General features: G+C 65.4%; 20 protein-coding genes. 13 read left to right on the forward strand and 7 right to left on the reverse strand.

Going from position 1 to position 24,168, the window contains the following annotated elements; all coding sequences use genetic code 11:
- The 5 genes from WKB88_RS13650 to WKB88_RS13670 all read left to right on the forward strand — a co-directional run.
- A partial coding sequence (locus tag WKB88_RS13650; RefSeq protein WP_341395103.1) for a transposase occupies positions 1-440 on the forward strand: 440 nt, incomplete at its 5' end.
- Positions 441-544: 104 nt separating this feature from the next.
- Positions 545-2,050 (forward strand): AbgT family transporter, encoded by a 1,506-nt coding sequence (locus tag WKB88_RS13655; protein ID WP_445818934.1) that lies wholly within the window; start codon positions 545-547, stop codon positions 2,048-2,050.
- Between the two features lie 113 nt (positions 2,051-2,163).
- Entirely contained in the window at positions 2,164-3,126 is a 963-nt protein-coding gene (locus WKB88_RS13660) for an ATP-grasp domain-containing protein (protein WP_341395105.1), read from the forward strand.
- A gap of 102 nt (positions 3,127-3,228) precedes the next feature.
- Entirely contained in the window at positions 3,229-4,917 is a 1,689-nt protein-coding gene (locus tag WKB88_RS13665) for a long-chain-fatty-acid--CoA ligase (protein WP_341395106.1), read from the forward strand.
- Between the two features lie 248 nt (positions 4,918-5,165).
- On the forward strand, positions 5,166-6,089 hold the full coding sequence (locus WKB88_RS13670) for a YsnF/AvaK domain-containing protein (protein WP_341395107.1): 924 nt from the start codon (positions 5,166-5,168) through the stop codon (positions 6,087-6,089).
- Positions 6,090-6,156: 67 nt separating this feature from the next.
- Here the strand turns inward: WKB88_RS13670 and WKB88_RS13675 are convergent, their stop codons facing one another.
- Entirely contained in the window at positions 6,157-7,059 is a 903-nt protein-coding gene (locus WKB88_RS13675; protein ID WP_341395108.1) for a LysR family transcriptional regulator, read from the reverse strand.
- A 144-nt stretch (positions 7,060-7,203) separates the two neighbouring features.
- Between WKB88_RS13675 and WKB88_RS13680 the strand changes: the two genes are divergently transcribed.
- From WKB88_RS13680 to WKB88_RS13690, 3 genes are all read left to right on the forward strand, one after another.
- Positions 7,204-10,680 (forward strand): bifunctional proline dehydrogenase/L-glutamate gamma-semialdehyde dehydrogenase, encoded by a 3,477-nt coding sequence (locus tag WKB88_RS13680; protein ID WP_341395109.1) that lies wholly within the window; start codon positions 7,204-7,206, stop codon positions 10,678-10,680.
- Between the two features lie 413 nt (positions 10,681-11,093).
- Positions 11,094-11,423 (forward strand): hypothetical protein, encoded by a 330-nt coding sequence (locus WKB88_RS13685; RefSeq protein ID WP_341395110.1) that lies wholly within the window; start codon positions 11,094-11,096, stop codon positions 11,421-11,423.
- Between the two features lie 120 nt (positions 11,424-11,543).
- Positions 11,544-12,299, forward strand: a complete 756-nt coding sequence (locus WKB88_RS13690) for an SDR family NAD(P)-dependent oxidoreductase (RefSeq protein ID WP_341395111.1) — start codon at positions 11,544-11,546, stop codon at positions 12,297-12,299.
- A gap of 37 nt (positions 12,300-12,336) precedes the next feature.
- On the opposite strand, the gene WKB88_RS13695 is transcribed toward WKB88_RS13690, so the two are convergent.
- On the reverse strand, positions 12,337-12,567 hold the full coding sequence (locus WKB88_RS13695) for a hypothetical protein (RefSeq protein ID WP_341395112.1): 231 nt from the start codon (positions 12,565-12,567) through the stop codon (positions 12,337-12,339).
- A gap of 139 nt (positions 12,568-12,706) precedes the next feature.
- Between WKB88_RS13695 and WKB88_RS13700 the strand changes: the two genes are divergently transcribed.
- Entirely contained in the window at positions 12,707-13,036 is a 330-nt protein-coding gene (locus WKB88_RS13700; protein ID WP_341395113.1) for a DUF6221 family protein, read from the forward strand.
- 58 nt (positions 13,037-13,094) lie between these two features.
- Positions 13,095-15,275: a 4-alpha-glucanotransferase gene (malQ, locus tag WKB88_RS13705; protein WP_341395114.1), complete on the forward strand. Its 2,181-nt coding sequence runs from the start codon at positions 13,095-13,097 to the stop codon at positions 15,273-15,275.
- On the opposite strand, the gene WKB88_RS13710 is transcribed toward malQ, so the two are convergent.
- From WKB88_RS13710 to WKB88_RS13725, 4 genes are all read right to left on the reverse strand, one after another.
- Positions 15,272-16,504 (reverse strand): ABC transporter permease, encoded by a 1,233-nt coding sequence (locus tag WKB88_RS13710; RefSeq protein WP_341395115.1) that lies wholly within the window; start codon positions 16,502-16,504, stop codon positions 15,272-15,274. The genes malQ and WKB88_RS13710 overlap by 4 nt on opposite strands.
- Positions 16,501-17,382, reverse strand: coding sequence for an ABC transporter ATP-binding protein (locus tag WKB88_RS13715; protein ID WP_341395116.1), 882 nt, complete (start codon positions 17,380-17,382; stop codon positions 16,501-16,503). The genes WKB88_RS13710 and WKB88_RS13715 overlap by 4 nt, the downstream gene beginning before the upstream one ends.
- A gap of 112 nt (positions 17,383-17,494) precedes the next feature.
- The gene (locus WKB88_RS13720) at positions 17,495-18,250 is read right to left on the reverse strand and encodes a response regulator transcription factor (protein WP_341395117.1); all 756 of its coding nucleotides are present in this window, start codon (positions 18,248-18,250) and stop codon (positions 17,495-17,497) included.
- Positions 18,251-18,358: 108 nt separating this feature from the next.
- The gene (locus WKB88_RS13725; protein ID WP_341395118.1) at positions 18,359-19,759 is read right to left on the reverse strand and encodes a sensor histidine kinase; all 1,401 of its coding nucleotides are present in this window, start codon (positions 19,757-19,759) and stop codon (positions 18,359-18,361) included.
- Between the two features lie 147 nt (positions 19,760-19,906).
- On the opposite strand from WKB88_RS13725, the gene WKB88_RS13730 reads away from it, so the two are divergent.
- Together WKB88_RS13730 and WKB88_RS13735 are read left to right on the forward strand one after the other, a co-directional pair.
- Positions 19,907-21,082 (forward strand): M20 metallopeptidase family protein, encoded by a 1,176-nt coding sequence (locus WKB88_RS13730; protein ID WP_341395119.1) that lies wholly within the window; start codon positions 19,907-19,909, stop codon positions 21,080-21,082.
- Positions 21,083-21,091: 9 nt separating this feature from the next.
- Complete coding sequence (locus WKB88_RS13735; RefSeq protein WP_341395120.1) at positions 21,092-21,550, forward strand: DoxX family protein; 459 nt, start codon at positions 21,092-21,094, stop codon at positions 21,548-21,550.
- 262 nt (positions 21,551-21,812) lie between these two features.
- On the opposite strand, the gene WKB88_RS13740 is transcribed toward WKB88_RS13735, so the two are convergent.
- A complete protein-coding gene (locus WKB88_RS13740) occupies positions 21,813-22,901 on the reverse strand; it encodes an SMP-30/gluconolactonase/LRE family protein (protein WP_341395121.1) in 1,089 nt (362 codons plus the stop codon).
- Positions 22,902-23,205: 304 nt separating this feature from the next.
- Between WKB88_RS13740 and WKB88_RS13745 the strand changes: the two genes are divergently transcribed.
- The gene (locus tag WKB88_RS13745) at positions 23,206-23,913 is read left to right on the forward strand and encodes a DUF6308 family protein (protein WP_341395122.1); all 708 of its coding nucleotides are present in this window, start codon (positions 23,206-23,208) and stop codon (positions 23,911-23,913) included.
- Positions 23,914-24,168 lie beyond the last annotated feature (255 nt).

The following is a 24,168-nucleotide window of genomic DNA, read 5'->3' on the forward strand; positions in this document are numbered from 1 at the left end:
AAATCGCTTCCCAGGTCGAAGCACTCGTGGAGGCCCACCCTCTTTACGAGGTCCTGACCTCGATGCCCGGCATCGGCGTCAGGACCTGCGCACGAATCCTCACCGAAGTCACCGGCAAGCACTTCGCTTCCGCGGCCCATCTGGCCTCCTACGCCGGAATCGCACCGGTCACCCGCCGGTCTGGGACTTCCATCCGGGGTGAGCATCCGAGCCGGCGGGGCAATAAGAAACTCAAACGCGCACTGTTCCTCTCGGCCTTTGCCGCCCTGCATCATCCACCGTCCAGGGCGTATTACGACCGCAAACGCGCCGAGGGTAAACGTCATAACCAGGCAATCATTGCCCTGGCTCGGCGTCGTTCTGATGTCCTGTTCGCGATGCTCCGCGACGGGACTCTCTACGAGGACCCGGCACCAAAGAACCTGCCATCAGCCGCTTGACCAAAACCATAGAGGCACCCTCCCTGCACACCGGCCGCCGCAGCCTCCCCGACCGCCTCCTGGGCGGGGTGGAACGGATCGGCAACAAACTGCCGGATCCGTTCATGCTCTTCCTGTTCCTCTTCCTGGCCGTGGCCGTCGTGTCCACGGCCATGGCGTGGGCCAACGTTGTGGTCACCGTGCCCGGGGCAACCGAGGCAACGGTCATCAAGGGATTCTTCACCGCCGAAGGGCTGAGCTGGTTCACCACCACCCTCGGCGCCAACTATCTCGGATTTCCGCCGCTGGCCACGGTGCTGCCGATCCTGCTGGCCGTCGGAGTGGCGGAGAAATCGGGGCTGCTCTCGGCCCTGATCCGCAAGGCCTTCGGGTCGGCCCCGCGCTGGGCCCTGCCTTATGCGGTCGGGCTTGTGGGAGTGACCGGCTCAATCATGTCCGATGCCGCGTTCGTGGTTATTCCGCCGCTGGCCGCACTGGTCTTCAAGGCCGCGGGCCGGCATCCGGTGGCCGGGCTGCTCGGCGGTTTCGCCGCCGCCGGCGCCGGCTACTCCACCTCCATGCTGGTCACGAGCCTTGACGCGCTCTTCGCGGGAATTACGACGGCGGTCACCGAGACCCTGCCCAACCCAGGTGCGCCGGTAAACCCGCTGTCGAACTACTTTTTCAACTTTGCCTCCTCGCTGGTGCTGATCCTGCTGGCCGGGTTCATCATCGACAAGATCCTGGAGCCCCGCCTGACCCGCCAGGGCGTGCCCGTTGAGGAAACGGAAGACGACGACGACGGCGGCACGCCTGCCGGTGCGGCCACAACAGCAAGCGCACCTGCGCTGTCCTCCGTGCTGAGCCCGGTGGAGCGCCGCGGCGTGCTGTGGGCAGTCGTAGCGGGTGCCGCCGTCGCGGTCCTCATCCTGGTGGGCGCACTGCTGCCGGACTCCCCGTGGCGCAACGAGGAGGGCGGGTTCCTGCCCAAGTCCCCGCTGCTGGGCTCAATTGTTTTCATCGTGTTTGTCCTGTTCACCGTTCCGGGACTCGTCTACGGCAAGATCACCGGCACTATCGCCTCCGGCAAGGATGTTCCGCGGGTCATGGGCGCCTCGATCAAGGACATGAGCGGGTTCCTGGTGCTCGCGTTCATCCTGGGCCAGTTCATCGCGCTGTTCAACTGGTCCGGAATCGGCAACTGGATCGCCGTGGCCGGAGCGTCCGGGCTGGAATCCATCGGGCTGACCGGATACCCGGCAATCATCGGCTTCATCCTGCTCGCCTCGGTGCTGAACCTGTTCATCATTTCCGGCTCCGCCATGTGGACCCTCATGGCATCGGTGTTTGTGCCGATGTTTGCGCTGCTCGGGTTTGAACCGGCCTTCATCCAGGGCGCGTTCCGGGTGGGCGACTCCGCGACGCAGATCCTCACTCCGCTCAACCCCTACATGATTGTGCTGCTGACCATGCTGCGCAAATACGAGCCGCAGGCCGGTCTGGGCACCGTCATTGCGCGGATGCTGCCCTTCACCATCCTCTTCTGGCTGGCCTGGGTGGCGGTGCTGACGGTGTTTTTCATTTTCGACCTGCCCATGGGCCCGGGCAACGGAATCTACATCGGCGGCTAGGCGCTGCTTCACAGCAACGGCCGCCACGCCAACGACCGCCACAGTAACGACCGCCGACGCCACCCGCCACGCCATCGACCGCCACAGCAACGACCCGAGGAAAGGCACTTTTAATGAGCTCCGCCGCCCCCAAGATCTACGCCCTGCACGAGAACCCCGAGTGGTTCCCTCCGTTTGCCCGCGCCTTTGAAGCCGATGGGCTGGAGGTGGAGGAATGGTTGCTGACCGACGGCGTCCTGGACCTGGATTCGGTGCCGCCGGAAGGCATCTTCTGGTCCCGGATCAGCGCTTCTTCGCACACCCGGGACCACACCCTGTCCAAGGATTATGCGCGGGCCGTGCTGTCCTGGCTCGAAGCCCACGGCCGGCGCACCGTGAACGGCCGCCGGGTCCTGGAACTGGAAATGAGCAAGGTGGACCAGCTCACCGCCCTCCGGGCTGCCGGCATTGATACGCCGCGGACCGTCGCGGCCGTGGGCAGGGACTCCATTCTCGAGGCGGCCAGGGGATTCACGGCACCCTTCATCACCAAGCACAACCAGGGCGGCAAGGGCCTCGGGGTGCGGAAGTTCGAGTCCCACGGTGAGCTGGCCGAGTACGTGGCCGGTGATGAGTTTGAAGAGCCGGCGGACGGCATCACCCTGATCCAGGAGTACATTGTTGCTGCCGAACCCTTCATCACCCGCGTGGAGATTGTCGGCGGGGAATTCATCTACGCCATCAAGGCAGACACCGCCCGCGGCGGATTCCAGCTCTGCCCGGCGGACGCCTGCGCCATCGACCCGTCCACCGGCAAGCCGATCATGCCGCCGGGTGCCACCATCGCACCGGATGCGGACACCCAGCTCTTTAGCCTGCGCGAAGGATTCGATCACCCGATCATTGGAAAGTACCTCGACTTCGCCAAGCGCACCGGCCTGGAAATCTGCGGCATTGAATTCATGGAAACCGCAGACGGCCGCATCCTCACCTACGACGTGAACACCAACACCAACTACAACGCAGCGGTTGAAGCGGCGGCTCCCCGCTCGGCTCCCCGGGAGCTGGCCCGGTACCTCGGGGGCCTGCGGGCCTAGCCTGCGGGCACTGGTGCGGGCAGTGGTTTGGGACAACTTATTTATCCCTCGGCCCGGCCCGTCGATATAGTCGGGATTAATCGATCTGAAGGAGCTTGCTCAATGACTGCTGCCCAGGAACCGTTGTGGGTCAAGAACTACCAGCCCGGCGTTCCGGCAACTATTGAGCTGCCCACCGAGTCCCTGACCGCCATGGTGGAGGACGCCGTCGTCCGCTTTGGGCCCAAGGTGGCACTGGAGTTTTTCGGTGCCGAGACCACGTACACCGAGCTGGGCGAGAAAATCGACCGCGCTGCCGAGGGCCTGCGGAAACTGGGCGTGAGCCGGGGACACCGGGTGGCCATCGTGCTGCCGAACTGCCCCCAGTACCTCATCGCGTTCTACGCGGTGCTGCGCCTGGGCGCCGTCGTCGTCGGCCACAACCCGCTGTACACGGAGCGCGAACTGCGCCACCAGTTTGAAAACCACGGAGCCCAGGTCGCCATTGTCTGGGACAAGGCCGTGGAGAAGATCCAGGATTTCCCCGACGATATTGCGGTGAAGGCCATCATTGCGGTGGACATCACCAAGGCAATGCCGCGGATGAAGCGCATGGCCCTGCGGCTGCCGCTGCCGAAGCTGCGCCGGACCCGTGCCGGGCTGACCGCCAAAACCGAGAACACCATGTCCTGGGAGAAGCTGCTCAGCTCACCCCGGATCGACAGTGCCCACCCCCGCCCCTCCGTGAAGGACCTGGCGGCGCTGCAGTACACCTCGGGCACCACCGGCATCCCCAAGGGCGTGATGCTCACCCATTACAACCTGCGCTCCAACGCCCTGCAGGGCCAGGCCTGGATGCACGGCGCCGAAGAAGGCAAGGAAGTCATTTACGGCGTACTGCCGATGTTCCACGCCTTCGGCCTGACGCTGTATCTGACGTTCGCCATGCTCACGGGTTCCCGGCTGGTGCTCTTCCCCAAGTTCGACGTGGATCTGGTCCTGGCGGCAGCGAAGAAGTCCCGGCCCACCGTCTTCTGCGCCGTGCCGCCGATCTATGAAAAGACGGCGCTGGAATCGAAGAAGCGCGGCATCGACCTGTCCACCATCCGTTTTGCCATCTCCGGAGCGATGACGCTGCCGGCCGCCACGGTAAAGCTGTGGGAAGAAGTCTCGGGCGGCCTGCTGGTTGAGGGCTACGGCCTCACCGAGTCCTCCCCGGTGGCGCTGGGCAACCCGTTTGCCGATTCGCGCCGCAACGGAACCATCGGCGTCCCCTTCCCCAGCACCGAAATGCGGGTGGCCGATCCTGAGCACCCGGAGAACGACGTTCCCGCCGGAGAGCGCGGCGAGCTGCTGATCCGCGGGCCGCAGGTTTTCGCCGGCTACTGGAACAACACCGAGGACACCGAGCAGGTACTCCTCGACGGCGGCTGGCTCCGGACCGGCGACATTGTCACCGTTGATGAGGACGGGTTCGTGACGGTGGTGGACCGCCGCAAGGAACTGATCATCACCGGCGGCTTCAATGTTTCGCCCAGTGAGGTGGAAGAGGTGCTGCGCAGCAACCAGGACATCGCCGACGTCGCCGTGGTGGGTCTTCCCCGGGCCGACGGCGGGGAACAGGTTGTGGCCGCCGTCGTGCTGCAGGCGGGAACGGAACTGGACGAGGCAGGCCTCCGCGCCTGGTGCCGCGAGCGGCTGACGCCCTACAAGGTCCCGCGGCGCATCGTCGCAGTGGACGAGCTGCCCAAGTCGATGCTGGGCAAGGTACTCCGACGCGAGGTGCGCGAGCTCCTAGCTGACCCGAAGTAGGGCTGTCGAAACACTACCTATTGACGCTCTGAAGCTGTTGAGTTGGAATTGTAAGCAGGCTTGGGATTCCAGGCCGGGCCGCCAACGAGGGCCCTCACAAGGCTCAACCGGGGTTTGGCGTGTATATCCGTCAAGGCCGTTCGGCTCTGCATCTCTCCGCCGTTCGCCCTTCGGTGCACCGGCATACTCCGGCCCAACGTGAATAAGCACCGGACAACGGTGAAGGTTCGCAGCTGAAGGAGAACAACATGATCAGCAATCAGCAAGTCGAAGGCCTTATGGCCGGTTCAGGCAACGTGCTGGGCCCCAACGGAGACAAGATTGGCTCGGTGGGGACGTTCTACCTGGACGATCAGACCAACGAACCCGCCTGGGTGACCGTCAACACCGGTCTCTTTGGCACTAATGAGTCTTTCGTCCCGCTCAGTGAGGCAACCGTTGAGGGTGTTGACGTCCTGGTGCCGTATTCCAAGGATGAGGTGAAGAACTCCCCGCAGGTTGAGTCCGACGGATCCATTTCCCCGGAAGAGGAAGTGACCCTCTACCGCTACTACGGGTTCACCTACGACGACGGCTCGGCCGACACCAGCACCATGGGTGCCGGCACGGGCACCATGACGGACCGGAGCACCGACACGGGCGTGGGCAGCGGAATCGGGGATGACAGCGACATCACCCGTTCCGGCGTTGGAACCTCGTCGGGCAATGCCTCCGGAACGGTGGGGCGCGACACCTCGGGACCCACCACCGACGACGCGATGACCCGGTCGGAAGAACAGATTGATGTGGGAACCCAGACCCGGCAAACGGGCAAGGCACGCCTGCGCAAGTACGTTGTCACGGAAAACGTCACCACGCAGGTTCCGGTGAGCCATGAAGAGGTCCGCGTGGAGCGGGAGCCGATCACCGACTCCAATGTCGATTCAGCCCTGTCCGGCCCGGAGCTCAGCGAAGAAGAACACGAGGTGACGCTGCACGCCGAGGAGCCGGTGGTCGAGAAGAAGACCGTTCCGGTGGAGCGGGTTCGGCTGGACACTGAAACGGTTACCGACACGGAGAGCGTGACGGAAGAAGTGAGCAAGGAACAGATTGAGACCGATGTGGACGGCACCACGCGCCGGTCCGGCCGCAGCGGCACCGACGGCTCGGGCAGTTCCGGTTCCGGCCGGTAGCAACCCAGCCTGAAGACCTGTAGCCCCGGCTCCGGCCGGGGCTGCAGGTCTTTAGCGCTGCAGGTCTTTAGCGCTGCAGCGCCACCTGCCGCGCCGTCCGGTCCAGTACCTCACGGCAGGCCAGGACGGCAGGACGCCTGCTGCCTGCCCGTCGCACGGAGGTAAAAATACTGCGCCGGGGCCGGCCGTTCAGCTCCAGCAGCCGCACGCTCGGCTCTCGCCCGGTCCAGACCAGATCCGGCATCAGGGCCACGGCATTGCCGGACTCAATGAGGCGTATCTGGGCCTGAAGGTCAGCGGTTTCGTAGCGGACATCGGGTTCAAATCCGGCCCGCCGGCAGGCCTGTTCGGCCCAGTGCCGGGAAGCGGCTCCCCGCGGCTCCATGACCCACGGCAGGTCCGCGGTGTCCGCCAGCGAATCGACCGGCGAAAACCCTTCGTGCGGTACCGCCAGTCGGATGGCATCCGAGGTCAGATGTACCCGGTCCAGCTCCGGATGCCGGACGGCAGCGTGACCGGGGTACTGCTCCGCAATCACCACGTCGAAGTCGCGCGCCCACGTTTCGTACAGCGCGGTTTCCGGTTCGCGCTGCACCATTTCCACCCGCAGGTCGGGATGCTCCCGCCGCAGCAGCGACAGGGCGCCCGGCATCAGGGCCAGGGCCGCCGACTGGAACACTGCCACCCGGATCCTTCCCGTGACTGTCGTCAGCGACGAGGCCAGGTCCGCCTCCGCCCGTTCCAGCGATTCCAGGATGTCCGATGTGTGGGAAACCAGGATTTCGGCCTGCGGGGTCAGCTGCACACCGCGTCCGGTTTTCCGCAGAAGTTCCACCCCCACTTCCTTCTCCAGCAGGGCCAGCTGCTGGGACACAGCCGAGGGGCTAAGCCCCAGTGCTTCCGCCACGGCTGCCAGTGTTCCGCGCACTTTTACCTCGCGTAAAAGGTTCATCCGGCGCACGTCCAGCAAGGGCTTCCTCCGATGTTTATCCTGCTTCACTATTCATTAGTAAAAGTAACCTATATGCGTAAGAAAACTAACCTTTGTCTTACGGGAGTTTGCGCGGATACTTAGAGAAGTATCAATCAGTCGCACGTTGAAAAGAGCTGGCCCATGAGCAACACCGTCACCGAACCAAGCGCGGTACCGGGCGTACCGCAGGACCTGTCCGGGGAAGCGGTGGACCTCGTCCGCCGCTGGCTGGCCGAAGCCGCAACCGTGCCGGTGGACGCCTCGGCGGCCCAGCTGGCCGGCGTCCTGAAGGACCCTGCCGGGCTGGACTTCACCGTCGGATTTGTTGACGGCGTCATCCGCCCCGAAGACCTGCGCGTTGCCGGCCGGAACCTCGCCGCCCTGGCCCCGCAGGTTCCCGGCTTCCTGCCCTGGTACATGCGTTCGGCGGTCCGGCTGGGCGGCGTCATGGCCCCCGTGCTGCCCCAGGTTGTCATTCCCGTGGCCCGCAAGGTGCTGCGCCGGATGGTGGGCCACCTGATTGTCGACGCCACGGACGCCCGTCTGGGCAAGGCCATCAGCCGCATCCGGAAGGACGGCGTCCGCCTGAACATGAACCTGCTCGGCGAAGCAGTCCTGGGCGAGCGTGAAGCCAACCGCCGTCTGGAGGGCACCCATACGCTGCTGGCGCGGGACGACGTCGAGTACGTCTCCATCAAGGTTTCCTCCACGGTTTCACCTCATTCGCACTGGGCCTTTGACGAAGCCGTAGAGCATGTCGTGGAGAAGCTGACCCCGCTCTACCGCCAGGCGGCCGCCTTCAGCCCGAAGAAGTTCATCAACCTGGACATGGAAGAGTACAAGGACCTGGAGATGACCATGGCGGTCTTCACCAAGCTCCTCTCCATGCCGGAGTTCAAGGATCTGGAAGCGGGCATTGTCCTGCAGGCCTACCTTCCCGATGCCCTGTCCGCCATGATGCGGCTTCAGGAATTTGCTGCCGCCCGCCGGGCCGACGGCGGTGCCCCCGTCAAGGTGCGCGTCGTCAAGGGTGCCAACCTGCCGATGGAGCAGGTGGAAGCCTCGCTGCACGGCTGGCCGCTGGCCACCTGCGGCACCAAGGCGGAAACGGACACCAACTACAAGCGCGTCATCAGCTACGCCCTGCAGCCCGAACGCGTTGCCAACGTGCGCATCGGCGTGGCCGGCCACAACCTCTTTGACGTTGCCTTCGCCTGGCTGCTGGCCAAGCAGCGCGGCGTCACCGAAGGCATCGAGTTCGAGATGCTGCTGGGCATGGCCACGGGCCAGGCCGAAGTAGTCAAGCGCGACGTCGGATCGCTGCTGCTGTACACCCCCGTGGTCCACCCGGCAGAGTTCGACGTCGCCATCGCCTACCTCATCCGTCGCCTGGAAGAAGGGGCGAGCTCCGAGAACTTCATGTCCGCCGTCTTCGAGCTGAGCGAAAACGAGGCGCTCTTCGAACGGGAGAAGCTGCGCTTCCTCACTTCGCTGGCTGACCTGGACGACACGGTTCCCGCGTCCAACCGCGTCCAGGACCGCAGCCAGCCGCGCCCGGCGGACACCGCGGGAGTCGACGCCGCGCAGCAGGACTTCAGCAACACTCCGGACACGGATCCGTCCCTGCCCGCCAACCAGGCGTGGGGCCGCGCGATCCTGACCCGCGTAGCGGGCTCGGACCTCGGCGTCGCCGCCGTCGCCGAGGCACAGGTGGCCAGCGAGGACGCCCTGGAGACGGTTGTCCGCACCGGCGTGGAATCCGCCAAGGGCTGGGCTTCCCTCAGCGCAGCCGAACGTGCCGAAATCCTGCACCGCGCCGGCGTCGTGCTGGAGGAGAGGCGCGCGGATCTGATGGAGGTCATGGCCGCCGAGACCGGCAAGACCCTGGACCAGTCGGACCCCGAGGTATCCGAGGCCATCGACTTTGCGCACTACTACGCCGAGCGCGGCAAGGACCTGGAAAAGGTCGACGGCGCCCGGTTTGTGCCGGCAACGCTGACGGTGGTTACGCCGCCGTGGAACTTCCCGGTAGCCATTCCTGCCGGTTCAACCCTGGCGGCCCTGGCCGCCGGATCAGCCGTGATCATCAAGCCGGCCCGCCAGTCCGCCCGCAGCGGCGCCGTCATGGTCGAGGCCCTCTGGGAGGCAGGCGTTCCCCGCGACGTCCTGCAGATGGTGCAGCTGGGCGAGAAGGAACTGGGCCGCCAGCTGGTCGCGCACCCGTCGGTGGACCGCGTCATCCTCACCGGCGGCTATGAAACCGCCGAGCTGTTCCGTTCCTTCCGCTCGGACCTGCCGCTGCTGGCCGAAACTTCCGGCAAGAACGCCATCATCGTCACGCCGAGTGCCGATTTCGACCTGGCAGCGCGCGACGTCGTCGCCTCCGCCTTCGGCCACGCCGGCCAGAAGTGCTCCGCCGCTTCCCTGGTGATCCTTGTGGGTTCGGTGGCCAAGTCGCCGCGCTTCCGCAACCAGCTCGTTGACGCCGTGCAGTCCCTCAAGGTGGGCTACCCGGTGGACGCCGTCACCCAGATGGGCCCGGTTATCGAACCGGCCGCCGGCAAGCTGCTGCGCGGGCTCACCGTCCTGGGCGAGGGCGAATCCTGGCTGATCGAACCCAAGCAGCTCGATGACAGCGGCCGGCTGTGGAGCCCGGGCGTGCGCACCGGCGTTCGCCGCGGCTCCGAGTTCCACCTCACCGAGTACTTCGGTCCGATTCTCGGCGTGATGACGGCTGAGACCCTGGAAGAGGCCGTCGCCCTGCAGAACCAGATTGAGTACGGGCTGACAGCTGGCCTGCATTCCCTGGACCCGGCTGAGATGGATGTCTGGCTGCAGAACATCTCCGCCGGCAACCTCTACATCAACCGCGGCATCACCGGGGCCATTGTTCAGCGCCAGCCGTTTGGCGGCTGGAAGAAGTCGGCAGTGGGCGCGGGAACGAAGGCCGGCGGCCCCAACTACCTGATGGGCCTGGGCGAATGGGAACCGGCTGTAGCCGCCGGTGCAGGAGCCCCCGTCCGGCATCAGGGTGCCGCCAAGATCCTGGCCGCCGCCGGCTCGGGCAGCTTCGACGCGGACACGGACTTCCTGCACCGTGCGCTGAGCAGTGACGCGGCAGCATGGGCCGAGGAATTCGGCACCGCCAAGGACGTTTCTGCGCTGAGCGCCGAACGCAATGTCTTCCGCTACCGGCCCTTGCCCGTCACCATCCGCCTGGCCGAAAACCAGCCGCTCACGCCCCTGCTGCGCGTTGCGGCAGCGGGACTGCTGGCCGGATCCGCACTGCGGGTCTCCACCGGCGTCGAATTGCCGCTGGCGCTGCGGGCGCTGCTGACTGAACACGGAATTTCCGTGACGGAAGAGGACGACGCCGCCTGGCTGGCTGCCGCTTCCAGCTACGATCCCGCGGTCCACGGCCCGCGGATCCGCCTCATCGGCGGCGGCGCGTCGGCACTGGCTGACGCACTGGGCGGACGTCCGGACGTTGCGGTGTACGCCAACCCGGTCACCGAAGCCGGACGGGTTGAACTGCTGCCGTTCCTGCACGAGCAGGCCGTCAGCATCACGGCCCACCGCTTCGGGACGCCCAACCACCTTTCCGACACCCTGATCTAGGGCAGGACGGGCAGCAGCAAGGCCAGTCACCAGGAGTAAGAGCGTCGGTTAAAGCCGGCAAAAGACGGCATCGGGTCTACCCGGTGCCGTCTTTTCCTGTTAAGGTCTCCCCATGGAACTCATTTACGAGTAGGGCCGTGCCCTGACCGGGCTCCGGATCCGCCGGCCTCATCCGCTGCAGCTGATCCCCCGGTCGCACGCACCCGCTTTTCGCAGACAGCATCCACCCACCGCCGGGTGAGCTTGTCGATGGTGCGTGTTGCTGACCGTGCTTCCCATCCAACCATCCCGCTGCAGGTGCTGCCGCCGCTTCAACAGTGCCGGCAGCCGCTGATGCCGGATGTTTTCAGGACGCATCGTCCGCACCATACCCAGCGAAGCTCCCGGCCCGTACTGCATGTCAGGAGACCACCATGACGCAAAACAAGAAAAACCGCGCTAAGCCTTTGCCCGGAAACTCCCCGTTGTCCGGTTCATCTTCCCCCGCGTCCGTTTCCTCGCCGGTGTTGCCGGTTCCGGCTTCGGCCGGGCCGGTGCTGCCGGCGTCGGACGCACCGCTGGAGGCAGCGGTCAGTCTTGCCCCCGCCGTAGCCGCCAAGCTGGCAGCCGAGGCGTCGGACAAGGCGGCTGCCGCCATGGCGGCGGAGAACGCGCTTCCCGGCTGGCAGAGCCTGGGCAAGGACCACAAGCCTACGCACACCAACGGCAAGCAGGGCCGGCGGGAGAAAAAAGTGCGCTGGTAAGAAGCCGGCGCGTAAAGGAAAAGTGCACAGGGGTACGGGCCTGCTCCCGGACCCCTGTGCACGGCCGGGCGGCAGTGCCATCATTGACAGCCACAGCCACAGCGGACCGAAGAGGCTCACATGCTGCTTAACGGGAAAACCGCCGTCATCTACGGCGGCGGCGGATCAATCGGGGGAGCGGTGGCCAGGGCCTTCGCACGGGAAGGCGCCCGGGTTTTCCTGGCCGGCCGCAGTCCGGAGAGTCTGGAGGCCGTTGCCGGGGACATCCGCGCGGACGGAGGGCTGGTTGAGACGGCTCTGCTGGACGCCACCAACGCCCGGGCGGTGGATGAGCATGCCGACGATGTTGCCGCTGCCGCCGGCAGCCTGGATATTTCACTGAACGTCATCCAGCACGGTGACGTGCAGGGTTCGCCCATGGTGGACATGTATGTGGAGGACTACCTGCGCCCGGTTTCCACCGCGGTGCAGACTCTGTTTCTGACTGCCCGGGCAGCCGCCAGGCACATGATGCGGCAGCAGTCGGGGGTCATTCTGGTATTCGGCGGATCGGGAGATCCGAGTCCCGGAAACTACTTCGGCGGACTCATCACGGCGTTTGAGGCCATGGAAGCGATGCGCCGCCAGCTGGCGGTGGAGCTCGGGGAACACGGAATCCGTGTGGTCACTCTTCGCAGCGGCGGAATTCCCGAATCCCTTGCAGCCATGGACGGCCGGGAAGACATCGCCAACAGCATCGTCGATGCCACGCTGCTCAAGCGGGCGGCGACCCTGGAAGAGGTGGGGAATGCGGCGGCGTTTGCGGCATCTGACAAGGCTGCCAGCATGACGGCCGCTACGCTGAACATCAGCGCCGGCGCCCTGATGGACCGATGAGATGGACTGATGAGCGCCGGGCCGGGAAAAACGGGGGCTAGGCCGGGACCTTCCAGATGGTGAAGTCCTCAACGCTGACTGCGATGCGGTTTCCTTCATCTTCGCGGATCCACAGGGTTCCCAGTCCTGGTGCGGTATCCCTGACTTCTCCGCGGTAGTAGACCTCGCTGCCGCTGCGGACTTCAACGTGGTCGCCGCGGCGGATGGAACGGATATTACGGACCCGCTTGGGGCGGGCAACCTTCGAACGTGTGGGCGTACTGGGCATGCTGACCGGTGGCACGGACTCTCTTTCTGTTGACTAGTTATGTCAACCAAACGGGCCGGGAAGTTATTCCCGCCTTCAGCACGCGCTTTTGGGGCAGTGTGCCTGACGCCGTGATCTGCCCCGGCGTACGATCGGGACCATGGATATCGTGGACTTCCTGTTGACCCGCTTCCAGGACGATGCCGCGGAGTCCCGCAAGCTCCTGACGGCCCGGGGCGTTTCCCCTTCCGACCGGTGGTACGAGGAACGGCTGCTCCGCGAATGCGAAGCCAAGCTGATGCTCATTGAAATCATCGGCGGCGCCAGGCGGAACGCACTGGCCCGGATGGTTCTGGATGCGGACGGCCAGGGCAAGCAGTTTGCAGATGAGCTGGAGTGGACCACCCTGGCACTGGCGGCCATGGCTGCCGCGTACCAGGATCATCCCGACTACCAGGACGTTTGGCGGCTCACCGAGAAACGCAGCTAACCGCGCCGGGCCGCTGCAGACTGGGCACCCGGGGGCGGCACGCCTTAGATTAGCTGTCATGACTGTAGCGAATTCTCCTGACCAGGCGACCGGCAGCAGCACCCTTTTGCGCGAGCTTGCCGCACACCATCACGTTGTCACCACGTTCAAGGGCTGGGACGGCTCTCCCCGCGAGGTCTCTGACGAGAGTCTGCGCCGGGTCCTCGAAGCACTGGGAGTCGCAGCGGGATCCGAAGAAGAGATGGCGGCTTCCCTGGCTGACGGACGCCTTTCCGAGTGGCGCCGCACCCTGCCCGGCGCCGTCGTCGTGCGCCGGGGCATGAGCCATTCCGTTGCCGTCCACACTGCGGTGGGGGACGGGGCAGGGGACGAGGCGGGAGACGAGGTTAGGGTATGGATCACGCTGGAGGACGGCAGCCGCCGGGAGCTGGAATGGCCCCGGATTCCCGCCGAGGAACGCGATATTGACGGAACCCTGACCGGCCGCACCCTCGTTCCGCTTCCGGACGACCTGCCGCTGGGATGGCACCGGCTGGAAGTCGCATCCGTCGGCGGGCAGGCCGATACTGTCCTGGTGGTAACGCCGGCACGGCTGTCGACGGCGGAGAAACTGGCGCGGCGCCGTGCCTGGGGGCTGATGGCACAGCTGTATTCGGTGCGGTCTTCCCGCTCCTGGGGCATCGGCGACCTCAACGACCTGGCGGATCTGGCTGCGCTCTCCGGCGCCGGACACGGTGCCGGGTTCATCCTGATCAATCCACTTCACGCTGCGGAACCGGTCCCGCCCCTGGAGCCGTCGCCGTACCTGCCCACCACGCGGCGGTTCTTCAACCCGCTCTATATCCGGGTAGAGGATGTCCCCGAGTACAGCTATCTTTCCGACGAAGCGCGGACGCAAGCGGAGGATTCGGCACGCACCCTGGGCGCGGCGAACCGTTCCGCCGACCTGCTGGACCGGGATGCAACCTATGCGGCCAAGCTTTCAGCGCTGGAGCAGGTCTTCTTGGTGCCGCGCAGCATTGCCCGGGAGCAGCAGTTTGAGCGGTTCTGCGCCGTGGAAGGGCCGGGGCTGGACAACTTTGCCCTGTGGTGCGCACTGGCGGAGAACCTTCCGCCCGGAGCGCCCCAGTGGCAGGAGATTACCGGGCCGGACAGCTCCTATGTGCGGGAACACGAGAGCGTGCTCGCTCCGCGCGTGCTGTTCTACAAGTGGCTGCAGTGGATTTGTGACCAGCAACTGGAAACGGTGCAGTCCGCTGCCCGCTGTGCCGGCATGTCCATCGGCGTTGTGCATGACCTCGCGGTGGGAGTGCATCCGGCCGGAGCCGATGCCTGGATGCTGCGGCCGGTGCTCGCCCCCGGCGTTTCGGTGGGAGCACCGCCGGACATGTTCAACCAGCAGGGGCAGGACTGGAGCCAGCCGCCGTGGCACCCCGAGCGGCTGGCCGACGCGGGTTACCTCCCCTACCGGGACATGCTGCGCACCGTGCTGCGGCATGCCGGCGGGATTCGGGTGGACCATATTCTGGGCCTGTTCCGGCAGTGGTGGATTCCGGCCGGTTCGGCTCCAAGTGAAGGCGCCTACGTCAACTTCGACCACGAAGCCCTGATTGGAATCCTGGCACTGGAGGCGGAGCGCACCGGCGCCGTCGTGATCGGCGAAGACCTGGGCGTGTTTGAACCCTGGGTGCAGGAGTACCTCGGGGAGCGGGGCGTGCTGGGCACGTCCATTCTGTGGTTCGAGCAGACCGAGACCGGTCCGCGCGTTCCGGAAGAGTACCGGCAGGGAGCACTGACGACAGTGAACACGCATGACCTGCCGCCGGCGGCCGGCTATCTGGCCGGCGAACATGTGGACCTTCGGGCGTCCCTGGGGCTGCTGAGCCGTCCGGTGGAGGAAGAACGGGAGATGGACGCCGCCGCTCAGGAAGCGCTGTTGTCGCTGGTGCGCGACCGCGGGCTCCTGCCTGATTCCGGGGCCGATGGCGCCGAGAAGATTCAGCAGACGGTCGAGGCCCTGCATTCCTTCATCCTGCAGACGCCGTCGGTGCTCCTTGGAGTGTCGCTGACCGATGCGGTGGGGGAGCGGCAGACGCAAAACCAGCCGGGCACGGGGGACGAATATCCCAACTGGCGCATCCCCCTGTGCGGGCCGGACGGGCAGGCCATCCTGCTCGATGACCTGCCGTCCAATGACCGCTTCAACTCCCTGGCGGACCTGATGAAGCGCTCGATCTAGGACTCCAGCTTCATGGCCTTGCGGAGGGTCAGCGCGCCTCCGCTCTGCATCACGGCGCGGCGGTAGACATTCTCGCTGAAGCGCAGCAGGGCGTAGGCCGCGGCCAGGGCGAGAGCCAGGGACAGGAACGTCTCCCAGAGCGGAACCTCGGTGTTGAGCATCCGGATCGGCATCGCAACCGAGGACACCACCGGAATGTAGGACGCGACCACCAGCAGCTGCCCCTTGGCGAACAGGCCGGCAAACAGTGCCGCGAAGACGACGGCTAGCACCGGGGTGGAGCTGTTGTTCAGGTCTTCGCTGCGGCTGGCCATGGCGCCGAGCATGGCCCAGGCCGATGCCAGGATGAGGAACCCGGCGAGGAAGAACACCAGGAACCAGCCGGAGGCAGGAATGATCATTCCCACCATGTCCGCTGTATCCGTGAGGTTCAGCGCGAGCAGGGCGGCACCGCCGTACAGGGCAAGCTGGATCATGGCGAGGACGGTGTTGCCGGCCACCTTGCCGTAGAGCAGCTGACGGATGGGAATGGCCGTGGCCAGGATCTCCACGACCCGGTTCTGCTTTTCCTCCAGGACCGAGCTGGCGATGGCCATGCCGAAGATGATGGCGGACATGTAGAACAGGAAGCTGAAGGCAAAGCCCACCACGGTGGCCAGCAGGGCGTTTTCAGCGTTGCCCTCAATCAGCTCTTCCTTGAGCTCGCTTCCGGCCAGCAGCTCCGTGCCGGTGGTTCCGGCCGCTTCGGCGTTGTCATTAATGACGGTCAGCCGCAGTGCTTCGGCAACTGCGGAGCGCAGGCCGCCGTCGATTTCCTCGTTCCCCACCAGGGTCCAGGCGCCGTCGGAATCCTGCAGCAGGGCGGCGTCGGCGTCTCCATTGCTGACCAGGTCCCGTGCCGCCTCCGGTGAGTCGGCGGTAACCGCCTCGAACGTGGTGTTGTCATCGGCGCCGGCATCTTCGCCTGCGGTTTCCACCACCGACTGCCCGGATGCCCCGGCCACGGCCACCGTGTAGTCGGTGCCGCGGTTGGCCATGTAGGCGTTGAACACCACGGCACCGATGATCAGTACCAGGGTGACCAGAGTGGAGATCAGGTAGCTGCGGTCGCGGGCCTTCACCATGACTTCGCGCAGGGTGACGATCGCCCACGGCGGGGTGTTGTTGGCCGCCGCTTCCGGACGCGGGGACGCGGAGGACTCAGGGCGGCGGGTCTCGGTGGTGCTCATGCTGATACCTCCCGGTAGATTTCGCTGAGGGACGGCCTCAGTGGCGTGAATTCTTCAACGGTGCCCCGCGCCATGGCGGTGCCGAGCACGCGCTGGGCCGCGGCGTCGCCGTCGAACTCCAACACTGCTGTTGGCCCGGCTACATCAATGACCTGCAGCCCGGGCTCGTCACGGAGCCAGCCGGCGTCCGGGGAAACGGTGAGGCGGTGCCGGCGGGGTGCGCTGGCCCTGAGCTGCTCGCTGGACCCGGCTGCCATGACCTTTCCGGCCTTGAGGACCACCAGGTTGTCGCAGAGCCGGTCCACCAGGTCCAGCTGATGGCTGGAAAACAGGACGGGGACCCCTTCGCGGGTGCGTTCGCGCAGCAGTTCCACCATGGAATCGACGGCGGCAGGGTCCAGTCCGGAAAACGGCTCGTCCAGGATCAGCACGTTGGGGCGGTGCAGCAGCGACGCAGCAATCTGCACCCGCTGCTGGTTGCCCAGGGACAGCGACTCCAGCTTGTCCTTGAACCGGTCCGCAAGCGTGAACCGCTCCAGCAGGTCCATGGCCTCGCGCCGCGCGGCTGCCGAACTCATCCGGTGCAGCTGTCCGAGGTAAATGAGCTGGTCCAGGATCGGCTGCTTCGGGTAGAGGCCGCGTTCCTCGGGCATGTACCCGAACTGGGCGCGGTCGGCGGCGGTGACGGGCGACCCGTCGAGGAACACCTCGCCGCCGGTTGCCGTCAGAACCCCCATGATCATGCGCATGGTGGTGGTTTTGCCGGCGCCGTTGCCGCCTACAAATCCGGTCATCTGCCCGGAGGGGACGTCAAAGGTGACGTTGTCCACCGCCGTTTTGTCCCCGAATTTTCGGGTGAGGTTGGAGACCTGCAGCATGGTGGCTGCTCCTTTCCCGGAGATCCCGGGTGTTGTCAGGGGAAAGCTTCTCCCTCAACCCTAGGGGCGGCAGCAGCAAAGGTAATCGGCCGGGCGGGTGAATCCTTCCGGGTTAGGGACGCCGGTCGCCGGAGGGCCCGGCGGCACTCTCCCCCGGAAGGATGAGGCCGGATTCGTAGGCGAACACCACGGCCTGGACGCGGTCGCGGACCTGAATTTTGGCGAGCAGGTTCGATACATGCGTTTTGACCGTCGCCTCGGCGACAAACATGCGGGCGGCGATCTCGGCGTTGCTGCATCCGGCGGCAACATTCACCAGGACTTCCCGCTCCCGGGAGGTCAGGGAGGCCAGGAGCTTCTGCTGTTCCGGGGAAACAGGCCGGGCCGCGGCGGGGGCCGCACCGGGGCCGGCACCTGAGGGATTCTGCGAGGATTCGGCTCCGAGCTGACGAGCGAAGCGTTCAATAACGCGGACGGTGACTTCCGGTGCGAGCAGGGCATGGCCGCCGGCGACGGCGTGGACGGCGGCAACCAGGTCATCCGGATCGGCGTTCTTGAGCAGGAATCCGCTGGCGCCGGAGCGGATGGCATCAAAAAGATAGTCGTCGCGCTCAAAGGTGGTCAGAATAATCACCTTGGCCGTGCCCGCCTGGACTACGGCTTCCGTGGCCCGGATGCCGTCGAGCACCGGCATCTGCACATCCATCAGGATGACATCCACGGGATTGGCGGCAGCGAAGTCCACGGCTTCCAGGCCGTTGGCCACCTGCCCCACCACCGTGATCTCTTCCTCCACGGACAGCATCATGGCAAAACCCGCCCGGACCAGTGCCTGGTCATCCGCCAACAGGACCCGGATTGGTTCCATCGCGTGCGTTCACACCCTTTCGCGCAAGGAAAGCCCCTCGGCACCGGCTGAGGTCCCACCGGCCCCGCCATTACCGTACCGGTAAAGCCGCGGAAACAGAGGGAGCGCTCAGCGCACGGGAAAGCGGACGCGGACCCGCCAGCCCCCGCCTGCCCGGGGGCCAATTTCGGCAGTTCCCCCGTGCAGCGCCGCTCGTTCGCGGATTCCCCGGAGGCCGAAGCCCGAGCCGGCAGTGCTTCCCGCCCGCGGCCGGCCGTCGTCGACCGTCTCGACTTCCACCCACTCGCCGTTCTCCGACCGGCCGGTGCGCAGCGCCACCACCGCTGAACCTGCCGTGGAATGCCGCCGCACATTGGCGAGTGATTCCTGCACCGTCCGGTAAATGGACAGGCCCAGCGGCGCAGGGATGCGGTCAAGAACCGAATGCGGATCCTGTGCTTCATGAAAGGAAACGCGCAGTCCCATTGCGTCATGTTCGGCGACCAGCGCGGGGAGGTCAGACAGCCCTGGCTCCGGATGCCGCTGTGCGCCGCCGTCGGAGTCGGTGGCCGTTTCCTGTCCGCCCCGCAGCACGCCCAGCAGCGACCGCATCTGGGCCACTGCTTCCCGGGACGAGGCCTCGATTGTCTGCAGGGCGCCGGCGGTGGCGGCGGGCTTCTTCTCCAGAACCCGGCGTGCGGCTCCGGCCTGAATGCCAATCACCGCAATGTGGTGGGCGACGACGTCGTGCAGTTCGCGGGCGATGCGCAGGCGTTCATCGATCACGGCCTGCCGGGCCAGCTCCGTGGCCTGCTCCTCAAGCTGGGCCGACTGCTGGGCAAGCTGCTCCCGCTGATGCGCGCTGCGCCAGGAGGTGATGCCAAAGAGGATCGCTCCGCCGAAATAAGCGGCATTAAGGAGGAAGGTGTAGATGGCATAGGAAGCCAGCGGCGGGAGCAGGCCGCGGGACGGGTTTTCCTGCTCCTGGACTTCCCGCAGGAGAGACTCGTAAGAGTTGGAGACGGTGAAGGACAGCAGCAGCCACAGGGCCATTGCCGCTATCACCAGCACCAGGGCCAGACGCAGCAGGCGGCGGTTCCGGGCCCAGGCCACGCCCGAATATATGGCGGCAAAGTACGCGCCCTGGAAGGTGAGCTGGACGGCGAGAAGGGGCATGTACATGCCCAGTACCAGGAAGAGCGCCGATGATATGAGCAGGACGGTGACCGGAAAGCGGCGCCGCACGGCCAGCGGCAGCACCATCAGCGCCATTACCAGGTGCTGGAGCCAGATCGGGCGGTCCTCCGCGCCCATGGACCCGACGCCGCGGACGCTCTCGAGCGCCACCGCGCTGAGCAGCAGCACGACGGCGGTGCCGATCAGGTCCCGGCGCAGCTGCTCCCGCGTGGGCCCGGGCCGCTCCCAGTCTTCGCCGTTTTGTTCCGGCCGGACGCCGGGGAAACGCGGCCGGAAAAGACTGCGGGGCCGGGAGTCCCGGGTGTCGGAGCCGAGGGCGGGGGTTTCGATCATGCAGCCAGTCTAGGAGCCGGTGTGCACTGCCGGCTCCGCCGCAGGGATGACCGGGTGCCGCAGGAGGGGAAGGAGTGATTTACTTCAAGGTACTGACACGGCAGCCAGGCGGCGGCCGAAAACCGCGCTGACGACAGGACTGCACGCATGTTTGTTGACGAAGCACAGGCGATTCTCCCTGAACTGGTGGCGCTGCGGCGCGCCCTTCACTCCGACCCGGAAACGGGGAATGACCTGCCCCGCACGCAGGAGAAGATCCTCGCGGCGTTGGAGGGGCTGGGGCTGGAGATCACGCTCGGCGTGAAGTCGACCTCCGTGGTGGCAGTGCTCCGCGGTGCCGAGCCGGGCCCGGCCGTGCTGCTGCGCGGAGACATGGATGCCCTGCCGGTCCTTGAACTGACCGATCTGGACTATGCCTCCACCAACGGCAACATGCATGCCTGCGGCCATGACCTGCACGTGGCCGGGTTGGTGGGCGCGGCCAGACTGCTCAGCGCGCAGCAGGAAGACCTTTCCGGCAGCGTCATCTTCATGTTTCAGCCGGGGGAGGAAGGCCACGACGGCGCCAGTCTGATGCTCGATGAAGGGGTACTCGACGCCGCGGGGGAACGTCCCGTCGCCGCCTACGGGATCCATGTGCGCCCCGGTCCGCTGGGTGTTTTCCGGACGAAGCCGGGCACGCTGATGGCCGGTGCCAATGAACTGCGGATCACCGTGAAGGGATCCGGCGGCCACAGCTCCCAGCCGCAAACCGCCGTCGACCCCGTTCCTGCCCTCACCGAAATTGCCACCGCGCTGCAGACCATGGCCACCCGGCGGTTCTCCGCCTTCGACCCGATTGTGCTCACCGTGACCCAGCTCCGCGCGGGCGAAGCCATCAATGTCATTCCGGACACCGCCAGCCTGGGCGCCTCCGTCCGCACGCTGTCCGAGGAATCGCTGGACCGGGTGGTGGTGGAATCCAAGACGCTCGCCGAAGGCATTGCTGCCGCCCACGGGTGCAGCGTGGACGTGGACTTCACCGTGCGGTATCCGGTGACCAGCAATGACGCCGGCCGAACCCGTGAAGCGATCACCGGGCTGCGGGAAATGTTCGGCGAAGACAGGGTGCTCGAGTCCCGTGATCCGTTGATGGGCTCCGAGGATTTTTCCCTGGTCCTCAATGAAGTTCCCGGCACCTTCATTTTCCTGGGAGCGACGCCGCCGGACCTGGATCCGGAAACCGTGGCCTGGAACCACTCTCCACGGGTGGTTTTCGATGATTCGGTGCTGGGCGACCAGGCTGCTGCGCTGGCCCAGCTGGCGTACAACCGGTTGACGTAGTCTGTGCCCATGCCTATCGCGAACCTGATAACTGCAGCAGCCCGGCCCGCTCCGCCCACCTCGAAGCGCCGGCGGCTGGGCGCCATCGCGCTGGGTTCGTTCCTGGCCTTTGCCGGCACCTCGCACCTGACCTTTGCGCGGGAGGAATTCCAGGCCCAGGTGCCGGGCTGGGTTCCGGTGGACCCCGACGTCGTCGTGCTGCTTTCAGGGGTAGCCGAGCTCAGCCTCGGGGCAGCACTGATCCTGCTGCGCAGGCGCCGGGTTCCGGTGGGCCTGGCTGCTGCAGCGTTCTTTGTTGCCATTTTCCCGGGCAATATTTCCCAGTACGTCACCCACACCGACGCTTTCGGGCTCGATACTGACCGTGCCCGCCTGGTGCGGCTGTTCTTCCAGCCGCTGCTCGTGATCTGGGCGCTGTGGTCCACCGGTGCCTGGAAGGCAGTGCGCGCTGCGCTGAAAAAGGGCTAGCTGCGGGCGGCCGGCTCCTTCGCTTCCGGAGTTCCTCCCGACGTCGTGTTCGCCTCGCACGGTGCTCTGCCTCCATCTGCTCCTCCAGCTTGAACTGCGCAGCCTCCCATTCCGGTACCACCGGGGCAGCGCGACGGTTGCTCTAGGGGATCCCGAGGCCTTCCGTGCACCGGTTCCCACTCTTCGTTGCCCTTGTGGCAGGTGTGGCCCCGGCAGCACCAGCAGGCAACAGAGGGTGGGAACCTGTGCGGCGGTTCGGTGCTTAGCCGCCGTTGGACTGGCGGATGCCGGTGCCCAGCGCCTCGAACGAGTAGACGAAGCCGCCGTCCGCGCCGCTGACCGTCAGGTAGGCCTCGGTGGTGCCGGGCTTAATCGCCACGTTGGTGGCCGATGACAAGCCCTCGGCGTCGTCGGCCGGAACCGAGACCGTGCCGATGTGCCTGCCCTCCGGGCTGTAGACGAAGATGCTCGGCTGGCCGTGCACCGCCTGGTAGATGTTTCCGTCGGCGTCCACGGCGTTGGAATCGATCTGGCTCTTGCCGCCGCTGAAATGGACACCCGGATGGGAGTTTGCAACACCGGTCCGGTCCTCGTTCAGGCCGAGGTAGTCGATGCGGTTGTCAGAGTACTGGCTGACCCAGAGCCCCTTGAAGTCCTCGGTGAAGGAGATTCCGTTGGGTGCGGGAAGATCCTTCGCCAGGACAGTCGTTTCGGCGGTGTCCTTGTCGATCCGCACAATCCTGCCCTGTGCCTCTTCTGCCGGCCCGTCATGTCCGGTGGTGTCGCTGAGGAAAAGATGGCCGTCCTCGTCGAAGGCCAGATCATCGAGCTTCATCGGGGTTCCCTCGACGTTGCCCGCGAAGAATGTCTGCGGATCGGTGCCTTCGGCGGTGATGCTGGTGACCTTTCCGCCGAGGAAGTCCGTCAGGTACAGCCGGCCGTCCTGCGGGCTGAACTGCGCCGAGGTGTAGACGCCGGTGTCGTCGGTGTAAATCCCTTCGGCGGTCCCTTCCTCGACGTCGATCTTGTGGACTTTCGGATCTCCGGGGGGCGCGGTGACATCGACGACGAACAGGCCGCCGTCGGGGCCGAAGGTTGGTCCTTCCAACAGGGTCATGCCCGTTTCCGGGTGGACCTCGCTGACCTGAAGAACCTTTTCGGCGGTGATGTCGGCGGTGTTTTTCGCGGCCGTGCTCTGAGTGTCATTCTCCGTTCCGTTCTCCGGGGAAGTTGCCGGGGCGGCCTGGCCTGCACAACCGACGAGGGCACCGATCAACCCCAGGGCTGCTGCTCCGCGCCAGATCGGAGTGGACTGATGGGCGCGCTGCGTCTTTCGGGGGTGCTGTGACATTTCGGTGCTCCGTTACGGGACGTGGGGGTCCTTCGGGTGGCCAAATAGCGCGCAGTCCTTCGCAGGCTGCAAAGCGCGGCCACCCAAAGTGCTTAGGATCATCCTAACTAGTTTGGGTGGTTGCCCTGCAATTGCTGCTGCACCTGCAGGGCGTCGACTACTTGCTTCCCGAATATGCCGGGAAAGGTGAGCATTAGGTAGGCCGAATTACTGAATTCGATCACAAAACGTCGCCAGTGAGGTTTGGGTCTGTACCATCAGCGAAATGGGGAGCGCCGCTGCCCTACATTACTGGGGGAGCGCCGTGCGAATTCCGGAAATACTCACTAAAGACCAGATTGATAATGCCGTTCTTCTTCTGCGGAGTTACTACACCGAACCGCAGCATGCAAAGAGCGGACTCCGGAGCGGAGCTCGCTTTGATACATGGGGTGGTGGCGGTGATGCCGCCAGTATTTGCAACACCCTCACGGCGGACGATCTGCTCGCCGCATCATTTCTCTCCGTTCGTTTTTCCCCGAAGGCAGTCATTGGCATTCTGGGGGATCGCAGGGAGGATGTCACTGCACTGCTCTCGGCTATTCCAGTCGACCTGGACTTGGTTGATGTCAGCCACGATGACTTCAAAGCCGTACTCGGGGAAGAAAGTCCTGCTTGGCAACTGTGGGACCTCCTGCGTGGAAAGGATCAGTTGAACGGCAAGGGTTGGGGCGTAGGTCCGACCAAAGCCAGCAAACTGCTGGCCCGCAAGCGGCCACGGTTGATTCCGATCTGGGACTCAGTGGTGAAGCGAGAGACTGAATTGAAGAACTCCCAGACTCAGTGGATCGACTGGCACCAGGCGCTCACCGAAGATAATTGCGCGCTCACCATGCACTTGAATGAGGTGCAGCGCCGTGCCGAGCTGCCCCATCCGGTTTCCACGCTCCGTGCAATGGATGTTGTCCTGTGGATGCGCGGCACGGGTGGAGGAATAGTGCAGCCTTCAACGGGCGAAGACGAGGCTTCCTGAGACTAGGCAGAGAGGGGCCTGTGTTCCGGCACCTCGAACTTTTCGTAATCTTCTGGCAGGTATCTGCAAGGGCCAATGAATTGGGCTGAATTACTCGAGTACTTAGTGGGAATAGTCCCGTATGTCGTTTTTTGCGGAATGCAATACTTTTGCGGCCCACAGCACATAAAATAGAACACATGTACGGACCTCAGGAGAATCCCAGAAGCTCGCGACCTTCGGGCTCTTTCCCCTTGGTCCCCAAAGTCCCAAGAG

The organism is Arthrobacter sp. G119Y2, from assembly GCF_038069765.1.
Lineage (GTDB): Bacteria > Actinomycetota > Actinomycetes > Actinomycetales > Micrococcaceae > Arthrobacter_B.

Bases quoted from the DNA above. Each gene is read 5' to 3' on its own strand.
- WKB88_RS13695 (WP_341395112.1), bottom strand. From the start codon at position 12,567: ATGCCCAGTACGCCCACACGTTCGAAGGTTGCCCGCCCCAAGCGGGTC.
- WKB88_RS13740 (WP_341395121.1), bottom strand. From the start codon at position 22,901: ATGTCACAGCACCCCCGAAAGACGCAGCGCGCCCATCAGTCCACTCCG.
- WKB88_RS13710 (WP_341395115.1), bottom strand. From the start codon at position 16,504: ATGAGCACCACCGAGACCCGCCGCCCTGAGTCCTCCGCGTCCCCGCGT.
- WKB88_RS13655 (WP_445818934.1), top strand. From the start codon at position 545: ATGCTCTTCCTGTTCCTCTTCCTGGCCGTGGCCGTCGTGTCCACGGCC.
- WKB88_RS13735 (WP_341395120.1), top strand. From the start codon at position 21,092: ATGCCTATCGCGAACCTGATAACTGCAGCAGCCCGGCCCGCTCCGCCC.
- WKB88_RS13660 (WP_341395105.1), top strand. From the start codon at position 2,164: ATGAGCTCCGCCGCCCCCAAGATCTACGCCCTGCACGAGAACCCCGAG.
- WKB88_RS13730 (WP_341395119.1), top strand. From the start codon at position 19,907: ATGTTTGTTGACGAAGCACAGGCGATTCTCCCTGAACTGGTGGCGCTG.
- WKB88_RS13665 (WP_341395106.1), top strand. From the start codon at position 3,229: ATGACTGCTGCCCAGGAACCGTTGTGGGTCAAGAACTACCAGCCCGGC.
- WKB88_RS13725 (WP_341395118.1), bottom strand. From the start codon at position 19,759: ATGATCGAAACCCCCGCCCTCGGCTCCGACACCCGGGACTCCCGGCCC.
- WKB88_RS13720 (WP_341395117.1), bottom strand. From the start codon at position 18,250: ATGGAACCAATCCGGGTCCTGTTGGCGGATGACCAGGCACTGGTCCGG.
- WKB88_RS13685 (WP_341395110.1), top strand. From the start codon at position 11,094: ATGACGCAAAACAAGAAAAACCGCGCTAAGCCTTTGCCCGGAAACTCC.
- WKB88_RS13690 (WP_341395111.1), top strand. From the start codon at position 11,544: ATGCTGCTTAACGGGAAAACCGCCGTCATCTACGGCGGCGGCGGATCA.
- WKB88_RS13700 (WP_341395113.1), top strand. From the start codon at position 12,707: ATGGATATCGTGGACTTCCTGTTGACCCGCTTCCAGGACGATGCCGCG.
- WKB88_RS13670 (WP_341395107.1), top strand. From the start codon at position 5,166: ATGATCAGCAATCAGCAAGTCGAAGGCCTTATGGCCGGTTCAGGCAAC.
- WKB88_RS13680 (WP_341395109.1), top strand. From the start codon at position 7,204: ATGAGCAACACCGTCACCGAACCAAGCGCGGTACCGGGCGTACCGCAG.
- malQ (WP_341395114.1), top strand. From the start codon at position 13,095: ATGACTGTAGCGAATTCTCCTGACCAGGCGACCGGCAGCAGCACCCTT.
- WKB88_RS13715 (WP_341395116.1), bottom strand. From the start codon at position 17,382: ATGCTGCAGGTCTCCAACCTCACCCGAAAATTCGGGGACAAAACGGCG.